This is a genomic window from Nocardia grenadensis (genome assembly GCF_050942415.1).
GTDB classification, from domain to species: domain Bacteria; phylum Actinomycetota; class Actinomycetes; order Mycobacteriales; family Mycobacteriaceae; genus Nocardia; species Nocardia grenadensis.
Genome location: NZ_CP192054.1, coordinates 1,511,819 through 1,528,785, shown reverse-complemented (window position 1 = coordinate 1,528,785; position 16,967 = coordinate 1,511,819). Strand labels below are relative to the sequence as shown.

16 protein-coding genes are annotated in these 16,967 nt (G+C 68.1%); 8 read left to right on the top strand and 8 right to left on the bottom strand.

The window, feature by feature from the left end; genetic code table 11:
• Window positions 1-126: 126 nt before the first annotated feature.
• Window positions 127-1,437 carry a cytochrome P450 gene (locus ACQPYS_RS06825; RefSeq protein WP_433492015.1) on the top strand — a complete coding sequence of 437 codons (1,311 nt, stop codon included), beginning with the start codon at window positions 127-129 and terminating at the stop codon, window positions 1,435-1,437.
• On the opposite strand, the gene ACQPYS_RS06820 is transcribed toward ACQPYS_RS06825, so the two are convergent.
• Window positions 1,397-2,845 (bottom strand): phthiocerol/phthiodiolone dimycocerosyl transferase family protein, encoded by a 1,449-nt coding sequence (locus tag ACQPYS_RS06820; protein ID WP_433492014.1) that lies wholly within the window; start codon window positions 2,843-2,845, stop codon window positions 1,397-1,399. The two genes, ACQPYS_RS06825 and ACQPYS_RS06820, sit on opposite strands and share 41 nt — an antisense overlap.
• Between ACQPYS_RS06820 and ACQPYS_RS06815 the strand changes: the two genes are divergently transcribed.
• On the top strand, window positions 2,828-3,082 hold the full coding sequence (locus tag ACQPYS_RS06815; protein ID WP_169811924.1) for an acyl carrier protein: 255 nt from the start codon (window positions 2,828-2,830) through the stop codon (window positions 3,080-3,082). The genes ACQPYS_RS06820 and ACQPYS_RS06815 overlap by 18 nt on opposite strands.
• On the opposite strand, the gene ACQPYS_RS06810 is transcribed toward ACQPYS_RS06815, so the two are convergent.
• Together ACQPYS_RS06810 and ACQPYS_RS06805 are read right to left on the bottom strand one after the other, a co-directional pair.
• The gene (locus ACQPYS_RS06810) at window positions 3,070-4,449 is read right to left on the bottom strand and encodes a class I adenylate-forming enzyme family protein (RefSeq protein ID WP_433492013.1); all 1,380 of its coding nucleotides are present in this window, start codon (window positions 4,447-4,449) and stop codon (window positions 3,070-3,072) included. The two genes, ACQPYS_RS06815 and ACQPYS_RS06810, sit on opposite strands and share 13 nt — an antisense overlap.
• Window positions 4,450-4,639: 190 nt before the next feature.
• The gene (locus ACQPYS_RS06805; RefSeq protein ID WP_433492012.1) at window positions 4,640-5,539 is read right to left on the bottom strand and encodes a LysR family transcriptional regulator; all 900 of its coding nucleotides are present in this window, start codon (window positions 5,537-5,539) and stop codon (window positions 4,640-4,642) included.
• A 145-nt stretch (window positions 5,540-5,684) separates the two neighbouring features.
• On the opposite strand from ACQPYS_RS06805, the gene ACQPYS_RS06800 reads away from it, so the two are divergent.
• The gene (locus tag ACQPYS_RS06800) at window positions 5,685-6,035 is read left to right on the top strand and encodes a DoxX family protein (RefSeq protein WP_433492011.1); all 351 of its coding nucleotides are present in this window, start codon (window positions 5,685-5,687) and stop codon (window positions 6,033-6,035) included.
• Window positions 6,036-6,335: 300 nt separating this feature from the next.
• On the opposite strand, the gene ACQPYS_RS06795 is transcribed toward ACQPYS_RS06800, so the two are convergent.
• Complete coding sequence (locus ACQPYS_RS06795) at window positions 6,336-7,190, bottom strand: 3-hydroxyacyl-CoA dehydrogenase (protein WP_433492010.1); 855 nt, start codon at window positions 7,188-7,190, stop codon at window positions 6,336-6,338.
• Between the two features lie 215 nt (window positions 7,191-7,405).
• Between ACQPYS_RS06795 and ACQPYS_RS06790 the strand changes: the two genes are divergently transcribed.
• The 3 genes from ACQPYS_RS06790 (at window position 7,406) to ACQPYS_RS06780 (ending at window position 9,762) form a co-directional block, all read left to right on the top strand.
• A complete protein-coding gene (locus ACQPYS_RS06790) occupies window positions 7,406-7,984 on the top strand; it encodes a TetR/AcrR family transcriptional regulator (RefSeq protein ID WP_433492009.1) in 579 nt (192 codons plus the stop codon).
• The gene (locus tag ACQPYS_RS06785; protein WP_433492008.1) at window positions 7,981-9,186 is read left to right on the top strand and encodes an NADH:flavin oxidoreductase; all 1,206 of its coding nucleotides are present in this window, start codon (window positions 7,981-7,983) and stop codon (window positions 9,184-9,186) included. Before ACQPYS_RS06790 ends, ACQPYS_RS06785 begins: the two co-directional genes overlap by 4 nt.
• A gap of 177 nt (window positions 9,187-9,363) precedes the next feature.
• Window positions 9,364-9,762 carry a hypothetical protein gene (locus tag ACQPYS_RS06780; RefSeq protein WP_063037779.1) on the top strand — a complete coding sequence of 133 codons (399 nt, stop codon included), beginning with the start codon at window positions 9,364-9,366 and terminating at the stop codon, window positions 9,760-9,762.
• 108 nt (window positions 9,763-9,870) lie between these two features.
• Here ACQPYS_RS06780 and ACQPYS_RS06775 read toward each other — a convergent pair whose 3' ends face one another.
• Window positions 9,871-11,310 (bottom strand): glutamate decarboxylase, encoded by a 1,440-nt coding sequence (locus ACQPYS_RS06775; protein WP_431938701.1) that lies wholly within the window; start codon window positions 11,308-11,310, stop codon window positions 9,871-9,873.
• Window positions 11,311-11,638: 328 nt separating this feature from the next.
• Between ACQPYS_RS06775 and ACQPYS_RS06770 the strand changes: the two genes are divergently transcribed.
• Entirely contained in the window at window positions 11,639-12,064 is a 426-nt protein-coding gene (locus ACQPYS_RS06770; protein ID WP_063037781.1) for a VOC family protein, read from the top strand.
• A 19-nt stretch (window positions 12,065-12,083) separates the two neighbouring features.
• The gene (locus ACQPYS_RS06765; protein WP_433492007.1) at window positions 12,084-13,724 is read left to right on the top strand and encodes an MFS transporter; all 1,641 of its coding nucleotides are present in this window, start codon (window positions 12,084-12,086) and stop codon (window positions 13,722-13,724) included.
• A 108-nt stretch (window positions 13,725-13,832) separates the two neighbouring features.
• Here ACQPYS_RS06765 and ACQPYS_RS06760 read toward each other — a convergent pair whose 3' ends face one another.
• From ACQPYS_RS06760 to ACQPYS_RS06750, 3 genes are all read right to left on the bottom strand, one after another.
• Window positions 13,833-15,341, bottom strand: a complete 1,509-nt coding sequence (locus tag ACQPYS_RS06760; RefSeq protein ID WP_433492006.1) for a bifunctional phosphatase PAP2/diacylglycerol kinase family protein — start codon at window positions 15,339-15,341, stop codon at window positions 13,833-13,835.
• A 138-nt stretch (window positions 15,342-15,479) separates the two neighbouring features.
• The gene (gene msrA, locus ACQPYS_RS06755; protein WP_373861431.1) at window positions 15,480-15,947 is read right to left on the bottom strand and encodes a peptide-methionine (S)-S-oxide reductase MsrA; all 468 of its coding nucleotides are present in this window, start codon (window positions 15,945-15,947) and stop codon (window positions 15,480-15,482) included.
• A gap of 138 nt (window positions 15,948-16,085) precedes the next feature.
• Entirely contained in the window at window positions 16,086-16,898 is an 813-nt protein-coding gene (locus tag ACQPYS_RS06750) for a class I SAM-dependent methyltransferase (protein ID WP_433492005.1), read from the bottom strand.
• Window positions 16,899-16,967 lie beyond the last annotated feature (69 nt).

Here is a 16,967-nt window from a genome sequence, read left to right as displayed (position 1 = left end):
CGGCCTGGCCCGGCACCCGCGACCCGCTCGACGCCGGGATCGACCCCGATAGCAGAGCGCCGGAATTCGAACGCCCTCCGAAATAGCTGTTGACTATCATGAGGGAAGGCCGAGAGCGGAGGTGACATGTCGACTCGCGCGTGGACCCGATGGCTTTTCCTACACGGCTTGACCAGGGCTTATCTTCGGTGGTCGGCCCGCCGGGGCGATCCCCTCGCACAGATCGCCTTCGGCCAGGATCGCCTGCTCGGTGCGTCACCGTTCATCGAGGAGATCCGCCGGCGGGGACGGCTACCGAAGCTGTCGGGCGTGCACGTCACCGCCGACTACGAACTGTGTCGTCACGTCCTCCGTGACAAACGCTTCGGCTCGCTCGCACCCGGCCATCCCGCTATTCCGAAGCCGATCCGCTGGGTGCTGGCCAAGACGGATCAGGAACTTCCCAATCTCACCGAACCGCCCTCGATGCTGGCGACCGATCCGCCGGACCACACCCGGTACCGACGTCTGGTCGGGCACGCATTCAGCCCGGGGGCGATCGGCAAATTGGAGCAGCGGACCGTCGAGGTAACCGATGGCCTGATCGAAGGCATGGCGGCGAAGCCGCGCCCGGACCTGATCGAGGACTTCGCCGAACAGGTGCCCGTCGCGATGATCGCCGGCATTCTCGGGTTTCCCGACGATATGCATTCGACCATCCTGAAGTGGGGTCTCAACAGTGCACCGCTGGTCGACCGAGCCGTGACCTGGTCCGCGTATCGCCACGCCACCGAGGAGCTGGCGGAGGTCAAGCAGTATTTCGAGCAGCGCATCGACACGCTCACCGCCGAACCGGCCGAGGGCCTGCTGACCGTGCTGGTGACAAGTGGTGAGCTCAACCGCCGGGAGCAGATAGCCAACGCCGCCCTGCTGCTGGACGCCGGATTCCTGACAACGGTGAACCTGCTCGGCAACGGAATAGCACTGTTGACGAGCCATCCGGATCAGCTGGAATTGCTGCTGGCGCAGCCGGAGCTGTGGCCGCGCGCGATCGAGGAGATACTGCGCTACGACTGCCCCGTGCGGATCACCGGCCGGGTCGCCAACTGTGACCTCGACATCGCCGACCAGCACATCAGGCGCGGTTCCCTGGTCCTACTGGCCCTGGCGGGCGCGAACCACGACCCCGGCGTCTTCACCGATCCCGAACGATTCGATGTGACCAGGGCCAACGCCTCGGATCACCTCGCGTTCAGCAGTGGGATACACGGTTGCCTGGGATACCGGCTGGCCCGGATGGAAGGCGTTATCGCCCTGCGGACCCTCTTCGAGCGATATCCGGATCTGCGCCTGGACGGCCCCCCGATCCCCCGCCGCCTGGTGAACCTGCACTCCTACCGCTCCATGCCCGCCGAACTCACGCCCGCCCGATCGGACCCTCCGGCACCTCCTGCGTGACGGAGGCGGTACCGCGCTCGGCGCGGCGATCGCGGCCGGCACTTTCGAGCCGCGCTACCGCGTTGCCGGTCAGCCACCGCACCTCGTCGTCGCTCATGGCCGTTGCCGCGTACGCGACGCTGAGTTCGAGGCCACCGAGCCACGTATTGGCGATCACGAACAATGACGGGCCGAACATATCGAGGGAAACGGCCCTGGTCACGTCCTCTAGCGTGTAGGCACCGTAGCCGGACCGAAGCCCGGACTCGCCTACCGTGGTGACGCCGAGTCCGTCGATACGCCGATTGTTCCGGATCGTCGGCCGGACTTCGCGCCGATACACCTCCCAGTCGGGAAACTCCATGATCGAGGCGGCCTCCCGATCTTTGGCCAGCGCGGCGATCAGCTTGAACGAGGCGTCCCGGGCGGTTGCCCAGAAGTCGTCGGTGATCGAATGCTCGGTACGCAGGATGTCGGCGTAGCAGCCGCAGGTCTCGTCCGGCAGTGCGAGTTCACCGAAGCGGCGGAGGTCGACTGTGCTCAACACGGTCATGGTGTCGAGCCGGTATCGCTCGCGGATGGCGAGTAGGAAGGCCGCCGTTATCGCACCGTGCACTGTCGTCCTGTTGGCTTTGATGGCATCCTCGAGCCGCGCTGTGGTGTCGGGGTCGAGGCGACGCGCCAGTACTCGCGATTCTTCCTTCGGCTCGGGTATCGCTTGCTTGGGCAGCCGAATGGCCGGCGTATAGGTGGTTTTCCCGTCGGTGCCGGACTTGCCGGCCGAGCCGGCCTCGACCGGTGGCGGCAAGGCGGTGCGGGTCGGCGATTTCGATTGCGGCGCGGCCGGTTCGGCCAGGAATTCGAGAAGTCGGTGGCCGAGCATATTGGCGGAGTGGGCATCGAGCGTTGCGTGATCGGCACACATGACGATGTGGTTGAGGTCGGCGTCCGGAGACTGCCGCACCATCGTTATCCGGAGGCGCGGATGGTTGCCCTTCGGGATCGGTGTGCGGATCTCGGAGGCCATCACCTTCCGCCAAGCGTCCGGATCGGCGTCTTCGAGGACTCGCAACGGGATCTCCGTTGTGCCCTCGGTATCGAACCAGGGCTCGCGATGGGCGAACGGCGGCAGCCGTCGCCAGATGATCTTGCCGTAGCGGATATGGGCGCGCAGGATAGGGTGCTGGGTCTGTAGCCAGGCGAGCGCCTGTTTCACCAGTATCGGATCGAGGCGTCCGCGCACATGCAATACCTGCACGGTGATCAGCCCACGACGGGCATGTAAATGGTTGAGCAGTTGTTCTTTGTTGCCCAGCGGGCGCGTTTCGACCACGTCGCCCTCCCATCTTTTCGCGTATTTCAGGTCGCGTCGAAATTGGTTAGTATGTTGACGACGTAAGGGGCTGGTGTGATGAACGATATCGAACAACCGATAATCGAGTATATCTCCGCCATGGTGGCCGAAACCGGTGGATCGCCGGTCGATCGCGATACCCCGTTACTCGAGGCCGGATTGTTGGACTCGATCAAACTGGTAAGACTGGTGCAGTTTCTCGAGCAGGAATTCGAGATCGGCATCCCGGAGACGGAGATACAGGCGGACCTGTTCGAATCGCCCGCGAAGATAGCAGCCTATGTCTCGCAGCGCGCGGCTCAGCCTGCCTGAAGCTCGCGCAACCGCCCGCGGAGCACCTTGCCTGCCGAGCTGCGGGGTAGTGCGTCGATAAATGCGACCTCGGCCGGTACCTTGTGCTCGGACAATCTTCTGTGGGCGTAGCGGATCAACTCGTCGGCCGATACCTCCGCCTCTTTGACGACGAATGCGATCAGCCGATTGCCGTTGCGCCCGTCCGGAAGACCCGCCACCGCGGCTTCGGCGACGGCAGGCAGGGTCATGAGGGTCTCCTCCACTTCGATGGGGTCGATCTTGTAGCCGGATACCTCGATCAGCAGCTTGCTGCGACCACGAATGAAAATGCGGCCCTCTTCGTCGAGAGAGGCGAGATCGCCGGTTCTGAACCAACCCTCGTCGAAAGCCTCGGCATTGGCCACGTCATTGTCGAGATAGCCCCGCATGAGCGAGGACGACCTAATTTCCATTTCGCCGACGGAGGGGCCGAAATCGGTGTCGAACGGAATGATGCGGGCCCTGGCGTCACCCGCCGGTTTGCCCACCGAGGCCCAGCTCGAGTCGGGATCGGCGGAGTCGTTGTGCGCGAACATGCTCGCCTCGGTGGAGCCGTAGTTCTGACGAAGTGGGACACCGAGACGCTCACGTACCGCTTCGTAGACCGGACGTTTCAAGGAGACGCCGCCCGAGACGGCCATACGCAGCCCCAGATCGAAACCGCCGGCCTGGCCGGTGATGATCTCGTACATTGCCGGAACGGCACCCATGAAGGTGACGCGCTCACGGACCATGGTGTCGAGCAGCTTCTTGCGGGAAAGCGCCAGCGGCAGGCGATCGCTCCAGTACAGCGTCGTCGCACCGCCGGCCACGGCGTACGCGGTCCCCATCTGAAAGCCCATCGAGAAGTTGCCCGGCAGGATGTTGAGGACGATATCGTCGGGCTGGATGTCCCAGGCCGTGCCGGCTCGTTCGCCATCGGCGAGGAGTTCGGCATGGGTATGCGGTACCACCTTGGGCAACCCGGTCGAGCCGGACGAGAAGAGGTAGAGCGCCGTGGTGTCGCCGGGCAGTTCCGGCAGCCGGGTGGTCGTCCTTCCTTCGGGCAGTGCGTCCGTCGAGAACAGGGGAATACCGGGGGCCACCTCCGCGATCAGCGCCTCGGCGAACGCGGCACGGCCGGGGGTCGAGACCACCGCCTTCGGTGCGGTTTTCCGCGCGAGCGTGGCGAGTTCGGGCCGGGTGGCCGTCTCGGCCATCGGCATCGCGATGGCGCCGATGGCGAAGAGCGCATGGGAAGTGGCGAAGAGATCGGGCGAGTTCGGAAGCAGCAGGGCGACGGGATCGCCGCGCTCGACCCCGCATTCCATGAAGCCGACGGCGAGTCGGCCGATCCGCTCGACCACATCGGCGTAGGGCGTGAATACTTCGCCCTGCCGCAATCCGCTGGTGGTCGATACCTGCGCTGCCATTGCGAGCAATTTGTCGTAGATCATCTCTACTCCGCAGGGTTCGGTTCCCTTGTCCGTAAGGATAGAAGTGGGATGCGGCATCTACAAGGCTTCGGCGTCCGGGTTCAGCAGCTCGGCCGGAGAGTCAGCCGGTCCCGCAGCACAGCTCAGTACAGCACTCGACGAATGCCCGGACCACCGGATCGGTGTCCGACTCCGTTTTCCACACGACACCGACCCGGCTCGCCGGCACCCCGGTCAGCGGGCGGTAGGCGATACCGGGCCGGGCATAGAACCGGGCGGCCGACTCCGGGGCCAGCGCGATCCCGTATCCGTTGGCGATCGCGCTGAGCCACGCGTCGGGTTGATCGGTCACCGCACCGATCCGCGGCGCCCGGCCCGCGCGTTCGTCCACCGCGAGCCAGAAGTCACGCCAGGCGCCCGTTTCGGCCGGGGCCGCGACGAACGGTTCGTCCAGCAGGTCGGCGAAGTCGATCGACTCGCGCCCGGCCAGCGGATGCGCGGCGGCCAGGGCGACCCAGCGCGGTTCGCTGAACAGTTCCCGCACCCGCAAGAGGTCCTGTCCGGGGAACGGCAGCCGGAGCAGGGCGATATCCACCTCGCCGGCGGCGAGGCCCCCGGTCGGGTCGCCCCACGAGGCCTGCCGCATATCCACCCGCCAGCCGGGTTGCCGGCGGGCGAACTCGGCGATGATCCGCGGGGTGGCCTCGTTGGCCGCGCTGGCGAGAAAGCCGACCCGCAGCGTCCGCGCCGCGCGACCCGCAGCCTGCCGGGTTTGCCGGACTGCCCGATCCCATTCGGCGAGCAGCGCCGGTACCCGCCCGGCGAGCGCCTCCCCCGCCGCGGTGAGCGCCATCCCCGCCCGTGAGCGCACGAAGAGTTCGACACCGAGCAGGTTCTCCAGCTGCCTTATCTGCTTGGTCAGCGCCGGTTGCGAGACATAGAGCCGCGCGGCGGCGCGGGTCAGATTCCCCTCCGCCGCCACCGCGGCGAAGTAGCGGAGCAACCGGGTGTCCACATCCATTCCGACAGGTTATGGATGCAGGTATTGGCGGGTTTCGCCAGGGTCCACAAGGCTGGATTCCACAACAGGCGCACCAGCTTCGACCGGGCGCCACGCTTACCCCGGCACCGGGCGCCGAGCGCGCCCCATCGAACAGGAAGTCGCCGTGCACACCATCTATCTCGTCGTCGCCCTCATCACCGTCGTGGCCAACGCCGGTGACGCCCTCGCCGGTTTCGCCAGGGCGCCGTTCGTCCTGGCCAATTCCGCCGAGGTGGGCGTGCCGCCCGGCTGGGTGCCCTGGCTGGCCACGCTCAAGCTCGCCGGCGCGGCCGGCGTCCTACTGGGCCTGCTCGGCATGGAAGCGCTGGGATTCGCCGCGGCGGTCGGCCTGGTGCTGTTCTTCGCGGGCGCCCTCCTCACCCACCTGCGGGCGCGCGTCTACTACAACCTCGCCTTCCCGGGCGCCTACTTCGCATTCGCCCTCGCGACCGCCGCTCTCACGGTCGTGCACTAAGGGCCGGCGGCTCGGAGCAGACGCACAACGACACGGTCGCGTCGCAGACACCCACCGACGCTCTCGCTCTCCGCGATCCCGATCGCGGCAGAACTACCGACCGGGACTCCGCTTCTCGCTACCAGCACTCAATCGATACCGGTTCGGCGAGCGCGGTTTTGTCGCTGAGCCCGAAAGTGTCGGCCCCTGAAGGTCGATATCGTCGAGCAGGAGTTGCCGGATCGGTGTCGCCCGCGCCGCGTAGCCGGCCACCAGGGCAACGGCACGCCGCCGGGACGCCGGCAGTCCTCCGGTGGGTGGTCAGGAGTATTTGTAGAACCCCTCCCCGGTGGCCACACCGAGCTTGCCCTTGTCGATGTAGTTCTCCTTCAACCAGCGGGCGAGACCTTCGGTTTCGGGAGCGCTGCTCAGAATGTTGTAGGGCGTGGTGAGACCGATGACGTCGAGGATCTGGAACGGGCCCATGGGCGCCCCGGTGGCGATGCGCCAGGTCTTGTCCACCGCCTCGGGTTCGGCGTAGTCACCGGCGGCGAGTTCGACGGCGGAATTCAGGAACGGCACCAGCAGCGAGTTCAGGACGTAGCCGGATTTCTCCTTGTGCACCTCGATCGGCACCATGCCGATGGCCGCGGCGAACTCGACGACCGCGCGGAATACGGCGGGATCGGTCCGGTCGGTGCCCATGACTTCGGCGGTGTTGAACTTCCACACCTGGTTGGCGAAGTGCAGTGCCAGGAATTTGTCCGGCCGCCCGGTGAAATCCGCCATATCGCTGGGTAGCAGGGTCGAGGAGTTGGTCGCGAATATCGCCCGCTCCGGTGCCAGCTCGCCGAGCCTCCGGTAGGTCTGCCGTTTGATGTCGAGCACCTCGGGGACCGCTTCGATCACCAGATCGGCCTCGGCGACCGCGGCGCCGAGATCGGTGGTCAGGCCGATACCCGCGCGGGTTTTCTCGGTGAGTTCGTCGGTCGCGCCCATCACTTCGTCGCGATAGGTGGCGGCGAGCCCGGTGAAGCGCTCCCGCGCCGCGGCGAGCGCCTTGTCGTCGATGTCGTAGGCCTGGACGCGGAATCCGTGGTAGGCGGTCTGGAAGGCGATCTGGGAACCGAGCACCCCGGTGCCCAGCACTGTCACCGCGCGGATCTCGAGGGCCATCGTCTTCTCCTTGTCGATCGATCGAGGGCGTATCGGGCAACCGGAGCTGACTACCGGGTCCAGTAGAACAGGACCGGCCCGCAGCGGTGGCTGCGTGCCCCCACGCAGCCGTTTGCGATCGGATAACGACTGCCGCCCGACCCCTACACCAGCTTTTTCAAACAGTATTTCAATCAATGATTGAAAACCGTCCGGCGCAGTGGTTCACTGGCCGCATGCCCCAGCGAGTTTCGGCCGCGACCCGCGAACGCCTGCTGACGGCCGCCGAACGCCTGCTGCTCACCGAGCGCTACGACGATGTCTCGGTACGCCGCATCTGCACCGAGGCCGGCGCGAACCCCGCCGCCGTCCACTACCACTTCGGATCCAAGGAAGCCTTGGTGGCGACCCTGCTCGAAGAGCGCCTCGGCGCGCTGTGGGCCGACCGTCTCAGCGAGGTCATCGCCGCGGCCGGGCCCGTGGCCGATCTCGTCGACGCGGTCCTCACTCCGTTCACCGATCTGGTCGCCGACCCGCTGGGTCGCTTGCACCTGCGACTGCTCGCGCAATGCGTGATCGACCGGCAGGTGGGCCCGTGGCAGCAGCAGTGGTTCCGGATCGACTCGTGGGCCGGACTGCTGCCCGAGGTGGGCGAACGGGAGAGCCGACGCCGCTGGATGCTCGCGTTCGACCTCATCATCATGCGATTCGGCCGCGCCGCCGCCGAGGACCGAGCACTGAGCCCGCAAGCCGTGGCCACCCTGCGCACTTTCGTCGTGGCCGGGTTGACTGCACCGACAGGAGATATATCGTGACCGACGTATTCGCCCCCGCCCCGCTCGGGCCACTCACCCTGCGCAACCGGGTGATCAAGGCCGCGACCTTCGAAGGACGCACGCCGGACGCGCTGGTCACCGACGATCTCGTCGAATTCCACCGGGAGGTCGCGGCGGGCGGGGTCGGGATGAGCACCGTCGCCTACTGCGCGGTCGCGCCCGGCGGCCGCACCGACCGCCACCAGATCTATATGCGTCCCGAGGCGGTGCCGGGCCTGCGCCGGCTCACCGACGCCGTGCACGCCGAGGGCGCGGCGGCCGGCGCGCAGATCGGCCATGCGGGCCCGGTGGCCAATTCCGCGTCCAATCGCCTGCCCGCGCTGGCGCCGAGCCGAATGTTCAGCCCACTCGGGATGAGCCCGATGAAAGTGCCCGACGCGGCCGAGATCCACGACCTCGTCACCGCCCACGCCGACGCGGCACTGCTGGCGATCGAATCCGGGTTCGATGCGGTGGAAATACATTTCGGGCACAACTACCTGGTGAGTTCGTTCCTGAGCCCGCTGCTGAACCGACGCAAGGACCGCTACGGCGGCCCGCTGGAGAACCGGGCCCGGCTGGCCCGCGATATCGCCCGCCGGGTGCGCGAGGCGGTCGGCGACCGGATCGCGGTCACCGCGAAACTCAATATGGAGGACGGGGTCCGCGGCGGTCTGACCCTGCCGGAATCGTTGCAGGTGGCCGCGTGGCTGGAGGCCGACGGCGCGCTCGACGCGCTGGAGCTGACGGCGGGCAGTTCCCTGCTGAACCCGATGCTGCTGTTCCACGGCGCGGCACCGCGCCGCGAGTTCGCGAAAACCCTGCCGGGTCCGGCCCGCTGGGGTTTCCGGCTGGTCGGTAAAGCGTTCCTGCGCGAATACCCGTACGAGAAGGCGTATCTACTCGAACGTGCTCGGCAGTTCCGTAGGGAGCTGACCATGCCGCTGGTGCTGCTGGGCGGTATCACCGACCGGGAGTCGATGGATCTGGCAATGGCGGAGGGGTTCGATTTCGTCGCCATGGGCCGGGCCCTGTTGCGCGAGCCGGATCTGTTGCGCCGCATCCGATCCGACGTGAACACCGAATCCGCCTGCGTGCACTGCAACGAATGCATGCCGACCATCTACAGTCGCACCCGGTGTGTGCTCCGGCTCGATCAACTCGAAGCCACGATCCCGATTCACTCGGTCACCGGCGAATAGGCGGCCCGCGGGTCGCGGAAGTCACTGTTCACAGCATTCGTCATCCCCAATTAACGAACACATGTTGAATGCGCCGTTATTTAACGGTACGGTCTAGGCATCAGAGCAAAGCCGCACTCCCCCAGTGCAACTGCTTCCGCCACCGCCCCCGGGCGGCGCTACGACCGAGGACGAATAATGCACCGAACCGCACGCACCCGCCGACTCGCCGTCCGGATCGCGGCCACCGCCGCGATCGCCCTGGCCCCACTGACCCTCACCGCCGCACCCGCGCTCGCCGACGACCACGTGAGCGTGGTCACCGATGACACGACCGAGGCTCAGGACGTGAGCCGCCCCGGCCGCCATGGTCACGGCTACGGCGATCGCGGACGGCACGGCCGCCATGACCACAGCTGGAACGGCCGGCACAACAACCCGGCGGACTGGAATCGCGGCCGCAACCGCCACGACCGCGGCTGGGACCGGGGCTGGGATCACGGCCGGCACAACAACTGGGACCGGGGCCACCACCGCCCCGGTTTCGGTCTGCCTTTCCCGCGGATCTTCCTGCCCGGCACCGGCAGCGCCTTCTAATACCTGAACAACGGCGCATCGGCCAAGTGTCGATAGACCTCGGGCAGGCCCGGCCCGAGACAGCGGAACCGGCCGGCCACGGCGACTGTGCCGGCCGGTTCCACTTGCTCACGACCCCGCCGGCCGCACTCCCGCGTGGTGCGGGCGGATATCGGCCCCGTGCGAGAACGACGCGGCCTCGGCGCCTCGCTGCGGCACCTGCTGGGCCCGCAACCGCGGCAGGGCCCGCTGCAACGCCTCGATCAGCAGGTCGGCGAGATCGTGGCTGAACCCGTTGCGAACCACCACCCGCAGCACCGCCAGATCCTCCCGATCGGCCGGGAAGGTGTAGGCGGGCACCAACCAGCCCTGTTCCCGCAGCGCCGCCGAGACATCGAAGACCGAATACCCGGTCTCGCCCTCGGCCAGCGTGAAGGCGAAGACGGGCAACTGCCTGCCGTCGGTGATCAGCCGGAACGGGCCCAGCTGCGCGATCCGGTCGGCCAGCGCGGACGCGACCTCCCGGCAGTAGCCCTGCACCCGCGCGTAGCCGCGGTACCCGAGCCGCAGGAAGGTGTAATACTGGGCTACCACCTGCGCACCGGGCCGGGAGAAGTTCAGCGCGAAGGTCGGCATCTCCCCGCCGAGGTAGTTCACCCGGAAGACCAGGGCGTCCGGTAGCGCGTCGGCGTCGCGCCACAGCACCCAGCCCACCCCCGGGTAGATCAGCCCGTACTTGTGGCCCGAGGTGTTGATCGAGGCGACCCGGGGTTGCCGGAAATCCCACTCCAGTTCGGGATCGCAGAACGGCGCGATCATGGCGCCGGACGCCCCGTCCACGTGCACCGGGATATCCCAGCCGTGCTCGGTCTGCACCCGGTCCAGCGCCGCGCAGATCTCGGCGACCGGCTCGTAGCTACCGTCGAATGTGGACCCCAGGATCGCCACCACACCGATCGTGTTCTCGTCGCAGCGGGCCGCCGCCTCCTCGGCGGTGAGATGGAACCGCTCCCCCGACATCGGCACCACGCGCGGCTCGACGTCCCAGTACTCGGCGAACTTCTCCCAGCACACCTGGACATTGATCCCCATCACCAGGTTGGGCCGCTCGGTGGACTGTCCGGCGGCCCGGCGCCGCAGCTGCCACCGGCGCTTCATGGCCAGTCCGGCCAGCATGCACGCCTCACTCGAGCCGGTGGTCGAACACCCGACGGCATGGTCGGGGTCGGCGGCGTGCCACAGATCGGCCAATATCCGCACGCAGCGCTGCTCCAGTTCGGCGGTGCGCGGGTACTCGTCCTTGTCGATCATGTTCTTGTCGAAGCATTCGCTCATCAGCACCTGCGCCGCGGGTTCCATCCACGTGGTGACGAAGGTGGCGAGGTTGAGCCGGGCGTTGCCGTCGAGCAAGAGTTCGTCGTGCACGATCTGATAGGCGGTCTCGGCGTCCAGCTCGCGAGCGGGCAGCCGGTTGCGGGGCACCTCGAGTGGTTCCCGGGTGAACACCGGATTCACCGAGATATCGTCCCGGCCGGTGCCACCGGGATGAGACGGATGGGTCAATGCCATGGAGACCTCCACCAGCATTCGAACCGGACGTGGCACCGCCCGGACGGGCGGCGACCCCGAGTATCGCCCGGCGCGCGACTGTTCCGGCGCACGGCGGCCGCCCCGGCGGGTCGAATGCCCGTGCCTGCTCCCACCAGGTCGTGGGGAATCCGCCCGAGTGGTCGCGCGGCGCCGAACCACCCCGCATCTGGGCGGGATCTGCCCCGGCACCCGAGCACGCGGGATACGCTCGGCCCGATCGGTCCGCGCGCCGGCCGCCGCGCCCGGATCGTAATGCGTTCCCCCTGGTCACCCATCCGCACATCCTCATCACCAGAGGAGGAGACCCGTGAAATCCGTCAACGCGTATCTCATGTTCAACGGCAATGCCGAGGAGGCGTTCACCTTCTACCAGTCGGTGTTCGGTGGCGAACTCCAGCTGATCCGGTTCGGCGATATGGGCGAGGGCGCGAATCTGCCGGACGAGGCAAAAAGCCTGGTCGCGCATACGGCACTGCCACTGGCCGGGACCGGCCAGATACTGATGGGCTCGGACTGCCCGCCCGGGCAGACCGTCGAGGTTCCGCAGCGGCCGAACTTCACCGTATGCCTCGAGGTCGGCGACCGTGCCGAAGCGGAGCGGGTGTTCGGCGCGCTGAGCGAGGGCGGGTCGGTGGATATGCATCTCGCCGAGACGGAGTGGACGGAACTGTTCGGCATGCTCACCGACAAGTTCTCCATCCCCTGGATGATCGACTTCAACTCGTCGCAGTAGCGGCCGCCCCGGCATCCCGGTGAGCCCAGGCCAACCCGCGGTCCCGCCGCCACGGTCCGGATCCGGACTCGTGCTGGCCGTGTTGTGCGCGGGCCAGTTCCTCATGGCGCTCGACAGTTCGGTGATGAACGTATCCATGGCGACCGTGGCGCAGGACCTCGGGACGACCATCACCGGCATCCAGACCGCCATAACCCTGTACACGCTGGTGATGGCGTCGCTGATGATCACCGGCGGGAAGGTCGGCGCGATAGTCGGCCGCCGGCGTGTCTTCGGGATCGGTCTGGTCGTGTACGGTCTGGGGTCGTTCGTCACCGGTCTCGCACCGAATCTGGCCATCCTGCTGGTGGGCTGGTCGCTGCTCGAAGGGATCGGCGCGGCACTGATCATGCCCGCGATCGTGGCCCTGGTGGCCGCCAACATCCCCGCCGAACGCCGGACCGCGGCCTACGGCCTCGTGGCCGCCGCGGCTGCCGCGGCGATCGCGGTGGGCCCGTTGCTGGGCGGCGCGGTGACGACCTACACCTCCTGGCGCTACGTCTTCTTCGGCGAAGTGGTCGTGGTCGTTCTGATCCTGTTGCTTTTACGCAAGATGAACGACACCTCCGGGGAGCAGGCGCGCCTCGACTACCTCGGTTCGGCGCTGTCGGTGGTCGGCCTGGCCATGATCGTGTACGGCGTACTCCGTTCGAGCGAATGGGGCTGGGTACAGGAGCGGCCCGGCGCGCCGGCCGTGTTCGGCCTGTCCCCGGTGATCTGGCTGCTACTTGGTGGACTGCTCGTCCTGTACCTGCTCCGCGAACGCCTGGCGGTCTGTGTACGCACCGGACGCGAACCGCTCTTCGACCCGGAACTGCTGGGTAACCGACAGCTCACCGGCGGCCTGTGGATGTTCTTCGCTCAGTTCGCGGTGCAGGCCGGGGTGTTCTTCACCGTCCCGCTGTTCCTCTCGGTAGTACTCCAGCTCAGCGCGCTCGGGACCGGCGCCCGCTTACTGCCGCTGTCGGTCGCCTTGATCGCGACCGCCGTCGGCATCCCGAAATTCGCGCCCCGCGCGGGTGCGCGGCGCGTGGTCCGCCTGGGCGTGCTGTCCATGACCATCGGGATACTGCTGCTGGCGGGCGGTATGGACCCCGGGGCCGACGCGCGTGTGGTCGCGATCCCGATGCTGCTGATGGGCGCGGGTCTGGGCGCGCTGGCGTCGCAACTGGGCGCGGTGACCGTCTCCGCGGTACCCGAATCGCGCAGTGCCGAGGTGGGCGGACTGCAGAACACCGCCACCTACCTCGGCGCGTCGCTTGGCACCGCGCTGATCGGTTCCATCCTGATCGCCACCCTGACCCCGTCGGTCACCGAGCAGATCGAGAACAATCCCACGGTACCGGCCGCCGTCCGGCAGCAGGCCACCACCGAGCTGGCCGATGGCGTCCCGTTCCTGTCCGACACCCAACTGCGCGACGCACTGACCGACGCGGGTGTGGACGGACCCACCACCGATGCGGTCGTCTCGGTCAATACCGCGGCCCGCCTGGACGCGCTGCACACCGCGTTCGCGGCCACGGCGCTGCTGGCCGTCCTCGCGCTGTTCGGCACCCGGCGGCTGCCGGAACGACCCCTCGCACAGGCGGACGACGACGCCGGCACATCCGCTTCCGGATGACCTCGTACCGCGCGGCACTCACCCGAACGGATCGGGGACCCGGCTCGGGCAACCGCCGAATGCCGAGCGATACCAGTAGGCGCCCGAGATCGCGCGGTGCCGGACCGCTCAGCGAAAACGGAACACGTCGGGCAGCCACGGAGCCCGGCGATGATGCGGGCGACTGCGGTTGGCCCACAGCGGGTTCGATTCGTCGCGCCGGTACACCGTGAGCTGGCCCGCCACCGAGAAACGCAGATGGGTCGCAGTGCCGAACACCTCGCCGTCGGCCGCGAGCGATTCCGACCGGGGCAGGTACACGAACAGCTCCGATAATTGCCGTTCCCCGTAGACCCGGCTGTGCCCGATGGCGGCCAACAGCAGCGACACCACCGCGCGGGTGCGGGACCAGCGCACATCGGCGCGCAACCAGCGCACATCGAGCAGTCCGGAATCGAGCCGGTCCCGGAACGCCGGTACAGCGCCGTGCGGATGGTAGGGCCCGTTGCCGACGAAGAGGAACCACACCCGCTGCCAGTGGTCGTCGAGGTAGATCTCGATCGGTTCGGCCCGGCGCAGGGTGACCACGAGCGCTGCCGCGAACGCGGGCCACTTACCCCACCGCGGCTGCCATTTCTCGCGCAACCGGACCAGATCCGGGTAGGAGCCGAGGCTGAAGGTGTTGATCAGGTGCCGGGTTCCCATCTGGGTCGCGTCACCGTACTGGACACCGGCTATATCGACCGCGACGGCTTCCCCGACACCGGTCGCGTCCACGACTTCGAGCAGATCGTAGACGCCGAGGTCGCGGGCGAAGTGGTTGAGCGTACCGGTCGGGATCACCACCAGCGGCAGCTCGCGGCGCAGGGCGACCGCGGCCACCGCGGCGACGGTCCCGTCACCACCGGCCACCCCGAGGGCCGCGACCGGCTCCGACTGCTCGGCAATGGCTTGCTCGAGGAGTTCGGCACAGTCCACATCCGGCCGGGTGCGCAGCACGACCGCCGCGGGCAGCGCGGCGGCGATATCGTCGGTGGGGTCGTAGTTGGCGTCACCGGACACCGGGTTCACCATGACGACCAGCCCTTTGCCCTCGGCGAGTACCGGCGCCTCGCGAACCAGCCGGGCCCGTGCCTCGTCGGATTCGCGTACCGGCCACCAGCGCCGGGTGGCCAGCGCTAACCCGGACCCCACCGCGGCGCCGACCAGGACATCCGAACCCCAGTGCACTCCCGTGTGGACCCGGGAGTAGGCGACCGCCGCGGCCAGCGGAGCCACGGCCAGCGCGGTGCGCGGGCTCTCCATGGCGACCGCCGTCGCGAAGGCGGCGGCGCTGGCACTGTGCCCGGACGGGAACGACGACGAGGACGGGGCCGGGGCGAGCCGCCGGTACCGCGGCATCAGTTCCGCCGCCGGACGGCGGCGCGCGAACACCGGCTTGAGCACGACATTGGCCACGAAGCTGGCCCCGGCCACGGAGACCACCCCGCGCATCGCCGCCCGCCGGGTGGCCCCCGGGCGCACCGCGAGCAGCCCCGCGCAGGCCATCCACAGGACACTGTGGTCGGCGCTGCCGGTCAAGCGCAGCAATCCCGCGTCCAGCCGGGAGGCGGGCAGTTCCGCCACCGCGCCGCCCACCGCGCGATCGAATCGTCCTATTCTCTGGAACCTACGGCGCGCCCAACCACTCACCCGCCCGACACTACTCATCACCGCGGTCGGGCGGCGAACCGAAGCGGCGCGGGGCACCGGCCCCGGCCGCTCCGGTATCGGCGCCTACCGGGCGGTGGTCTGCCGCCGCGGCAGCTTCCAACCGGGCCGCGGGAAGTGGCAGGTGTAGCCGTTCGGGAAGTGCTGCAGATAGTCCTGGTGTTCGGGTTCGGCCTCCCAGAACTCCGGGGCGGGCGACACCTCGGTGACGACTTTGCCCGGCCACAGTCCCGAATCCTCGACATCGACGATGGTGGCCAGCGCCTCCCGCTTCTGCTCCTCGTCGACGTAGAAGATCTCCGAGCGGTAGCTGCTGCCGATATCGTTGCCCTGGCGATCCCTGGTGGTCGGATCGTGGATCTGGAAGAAGAACTCCAGTAGCGCCCGGTAGTCGGTCTGCGCCGGGTCGTAGACGATCTCCACGGCCTCGGCATGACCAGGATGGTTGCGGTACGTGGGGTGATCGTTGCGCCCGCCGGTGTAGCCGACGCGCGTCGATACGACCCCCGGCTGCTTACGGATCAGCTCCTGCATACCCCAGAAGCACCCACCGGCCAGGATCGCCTTGCGCGTTTCGGTCACGCTTCCTCCTCAGTCCTCCGCTTTTCCTGCTCCGCGTACAACCCGCGACCGAGCCCGGAGAGTCCCGTTCCGGGCCCGGCCGGCGCATGGTCAGTCGCGACGCGCGGTCACCAGCAGATACTCCCATTCCATCCGGCCGTTGCCCAGATCGTGCGCGGCGCCGAGCTCGGCCAGTTCCCGATCCAGGCGCGCGCCCCGGTCCGGCTCGTCGGCGAGGGCCCTGTACACGGTGACCAGGGGTCCGTAGTTGGCCTTGAAGAAGTCCCGGAAGGCGGCGCCGTCGGCAAAGCAGTCGACCACCGCGTGCTCCCGGCGCAGCTCCAGATCGGTCACCCGGCCCCCGAGCAGTTCGGTGACATGTGCTTCGTCGCCCCATAGGGGCGGCGGCTGCGCACCAGGCGGCGGGGCGGGGGCGTACGGCTTCATGACGGCGAACAGCCGGCCGATGAACCCTTCCGGCGTCCAGTTGATCAGGCCGATCGTCCCGGCCGTCCGGGTCACCCGAACCAGCTCGTCGGCGGCGCTCCGATGGGACGGCGCGAACATCACCCCGACGCAGGAGAGCACGGCATCGAAGGCACCGGCGTCGTAGGGCAGGTCTTCGGCGTCGGCCTGTTCCCAAGTGAGCTCGACCCCCGCGGCGGCGGCCTTCTGGCGGCCGGCCTCGAAGAGTTCCGGAGTGAGGTCACTGGCGACGACCTCGGCACCCGCCTCGGCCGCCGGTATCGCCGCGTTCCCGGCACCGGCGGCGATATCCAGTACCCGCTGCCCGGGGCCGATACCACAGGCGGCGACCAGCCTGCGGCCGAGTCCGGGAATCACATCGGCGGCCACCCGGGGGTAGTCACCGGAGGCCCACATCGCTCTGTGCTTGCTCTTGAGGTCGGGCGCGAACTGCGTCATCGTCTGCTCCTCGGATCGATCGGAACCTGGAACCACTCACGGCGGGTCGCGCCCTCCGGATACTTCGCG

Excerpts from the sequence above, each read along its gene's own strand:
- ACQPYS_RS06815 (WP_169811924.1), top strand. The coding sequence starts at position 2,828 with ATGAACGATATCGAACAACCGATAATCGAGTATATCTCCGCCATGGTG.
- ACQPYS_RS06825 (WP_433492015.1), top strand. The coding sequence starts at position 127 with ATGTCGACTCGCGCGTGGACCCGATGGCTTTTCCTACACGGCTTGACC.
- msrA (WP_373861431.1), bottom strand. The coding sequence starts at position 15,947 with ATGCAGGAGCTGATCCGTAAGCAGCCGGGGGTCGTATCGACGCGCGTC.
- ACQPYS_RS06780 (WP_063037779.1), top strand. The coding sequence starts at position 9,364 with ATGCACCGAACCGCACGCACCCGCCGACTCGCCGTCCGGATCGCGGCC.
- ACQPYS_RS06750 (WP_433492005.1), bottom strand. The coding sequence starts at position 16,898 with ATGACGCAGTTCGCGCCCGACCTCAAGAGCAAGCACAGAGCGATGTGG.
- ACQPYS_RS06775 (WP_431938701.1), bottom strand. The coding sequence starts at position 11,310 with ATGGCATTGACCCATCCGTCTCATCCCGGTGGCACCGGCCGGGACGAT.
- ACQPYS_RS06805 (WP_433492012.1), bottom strand. The coding sequence starts at position 5,539 with ATGGATGTGGACACCCGGTTGCTCCGCTACTTCGCCGCGGTGGCGGCG.
- ACQPYS_RS06795 (WP_433492010.1), bottom strand. The coding sequence starts at position 7,190 with ATGGCCCTCGAGATCCGCGCGGTGACAGTGCTGGGCACCGGGGTGCTC.
- ACQPYS_RS06790 (WP_433492009.1), top strand. The coding sequence starts at position 7,406 with ATGCCCCAGCGAGTTTCGGCCGCGACCCGCGAACGCCTGCTGACGGCC.